At 37.2% G+C, this 2,584-nt stretch carries 1 protein-coding gene and 1 pseudogene; both read left to right on the top strand.

Features of this window, described 5'->3' with window-relative positions:
* The first annotated feature begins 104 nt into the window (after window positions 1–104).
* Window positions 105–1,568: pseudogene (istA, locus tag J7J01_02595) on the top strand (IS21 family transposase).
* Window positions 1,569–1,727: 159 nt separating this feature from the next.
* Window positions 1,728–2,477, top strand: coding sequence for an IS21-like element helper ATPase IstB (istB, locus tag J7J01_02590; protein ID MCD6209780.1), 750 nt, complete (start codon window positions 1,728–1,730; stop codon window positions 2,475–2,477).
* The last annotated feature ends 107 nt before the right edge of the window (window positions 2,478–2,584 follow it).

Below are 2,584 nucleotides of genomic sequence, written 5' to 3'. Positions count from 1 at the left end.
TGTCAGGGGGTAAAATGGGATGAAAAGGACTTGTAATGCCCAATTTAAATTGACCCCCTCCAAGAAAAGATATAGGTCCTCCATCATAGATTTTATGATGGAGGAGAAAGGAGATGATTTCTATGGAGGCGTGGGTAACTATCAGGTATTTAAGGGCTCAGGGAAAATCTATAAAGGGCATTGCTCGGGAGTTAGGTATTTCTAAAAACACTGTAAAGAGGGCTTTAAAGGCAAATAAACCACCTCACTATCAAAGACCTCCAAGAGATAATCCTCAGTTAGTTAAACTTAAGGAGCAAATTGAAGAGATGCTTTTTGAAAAGGAATTTATAGGCACAAGAATTTTAAAAGAGATACAGCAAATAGGCTACACAGGTTCTAAATCTGCCCTTTATAGATTTATCTCAAAGTTAAAGGCAGAAAAAGGCAATGGGAAGGCAGTAGAGCGATTTGAGACCCCTCCTGGTCATCAGGCCCAGTTTGATTGGTCTGCTTATACAGTGATGATTGGAGGGAAGTTAAAAAGAGTGATTATATTTTCTTTTATTCTCTCCTATAGCCGAAGAAAACACTTTTTTGCTTCTTTAAGGGAAGACCAGCTCTCTTGTTTTGAGGCATTAGAAGATAGTTTTCATCACTTTGGTGGTGTACCAAAAGAGATACTAGTAGATAATGCGGCTCAGTTTGTAATTTCAAGGGTAGGGCATATAATAAAGTGGAATCCTCGTTTTCTTGAGTTTTGCGGTCATTATAGAATAAAGCCAGTTGCTTGTAAGGTAAAAAGGCCTAAGACAAAGGGTAAAGTAGAAAGGCCATTTTATCCTCTTGAGCAGCATTTTATAAAAGGAAGGGAGTTTGAAAGCTTTGAAGAATTTATTAAAAAGCTTCATGAGTATGAAAGAGAGCTTGATTATGTTACTCACTCTACCATAAGCCTTAGACCCATTGATAGATTTTTAAAAGAAAGCTCATTTCTCATTCCCTTACCAGAGACTCCTTTTATAAGCACAAAGGAGATATTTAGGAAGGTAACCTCTGATTGTCTTATCTCTTATGATGGCAATAGATATAGTGTTCCCTGGCCTTATGCAGGAAAGCATGTGTGGATAAGGGTATCTCAGGGCAGATATCTTAAAGTATTTTCTCAAAAAGGGGTGCTTATTGCTACTCATACTATAAGTGAAAACAAAGGGATGAGTATTATCGATCAAAAACATTATGAAGGTTTAAGAAAGAGGCTCCCCAGCACAAAGAAGCTACTTGAAGAGGCATTTTTAGAAAAGTTTTCTGAAGCAAGGTCATTTTTAGAAGGACTTGTTGTGCAACAGAAATTTAATGCAAGCTATCATTTAAGAGAGATTTTAAAACTGGCAGAGGTTTATAAAAAAGAAGACATGCACAAGGCATTCTCCTTGGCCATAAGCTATAATACATACTCTGTTAATTTCATAAGGGGTGTTTTAGAAAAAGAAGGAGAACTAGAGGAACAAAGACCTACCTTTACTTTAAGGCCGCTACCCAGACTTAAGATAAAAAGGGAATTGGGTTTTTATAATCAATTTCTTTAAAGGAGGAGGAAATTGATTTTGCCTTGCTTTCTAACTTTAACATTTAAAAGCATCATGCGGAGTGGTGTCAAGGCTGGCGGAGCCACCTGAAAGGCTTGGCCTTGACACCATAAACGGAGCATGATGCTAGGCTAAAAATCAGTTAGAAGGAGGTAAACAATGGAAACAGAAAGAATAAAAGAACAACTTAAAAGACTCTCACTCTATCGTATAGCAGAGATATTTGAAGAAGAAGCAGCAAAGGCTTCAAAGGTAAAAACAAGTTATATTGGATTTTTGGCCCGACTTGTGGAAGAAGAAGTTTTGGCAAAGACAGATCGTTCTATCAATGCAAGGATAGCTAAGGCAAAATTTCCACAAATAAAGACCATAGAGGGATTTGACTTTTCCTTTCAACCTTCTATTCCAGAGGCCTTCATTAAAGAATTGGCAGAATTAAGTTTTATAGGAAAGGCAGAAAATGTGCTTTTTCTTGGTCCCCCTGGAGTAGGAAAGACTCATCTATCTATTGCCTTGGGTCTTAAGGCTTGTGAGAAAAGGAAAAGAGTACTTTTTACTTACGCCAATGAACTTATTGAGCAACTTATGGCTGCTAGAGTAAATGGTTCATTTGGGAAGAAGCTTCAAATTTTAGGTCGTCTTGAACTGCTTATTATAGATGAACTTGGTTATTTACCCATAAACAAGGAAGGGGCTAATCTATTTTTTCAGCTTATTAGTAAGAGGTATGAAAAGGGGTCTATTATAATCAGCTCAAACAAACCTTTTGAAGAATGGGGAGAAATATTTTGTGATGATGTAATTGCCTCAGCGATACTTGACAGGCTTTTGCATCATAGTCATATTATTGCCATTAATGGCCCTAGTTATAGAACAAAGGAGAAAATGGGAGCTACGAGTAATAACTAAGGGGGGTCAAAATTAAGTGGGAAAGGGGGTCAATTTTCAACGGGAATTAACAAAAAGTCTGCTTAAAGACTATGCGTTTTTTGATGAAACAGAGCTGGCTTTAATTT

Source organism: Methanophagales archaeon (genome assembly GCA_021159465.1).
Lineage (GTDB): Archaea > Halobacteriota > Syntropharchaeia > Alkanophagales > Methanospirareceae > G60ANME1.
Note: the sequence above shows the minus strand (reverse complement) of the source record. Positions and strands in the feature narration are given on the sequence as shown.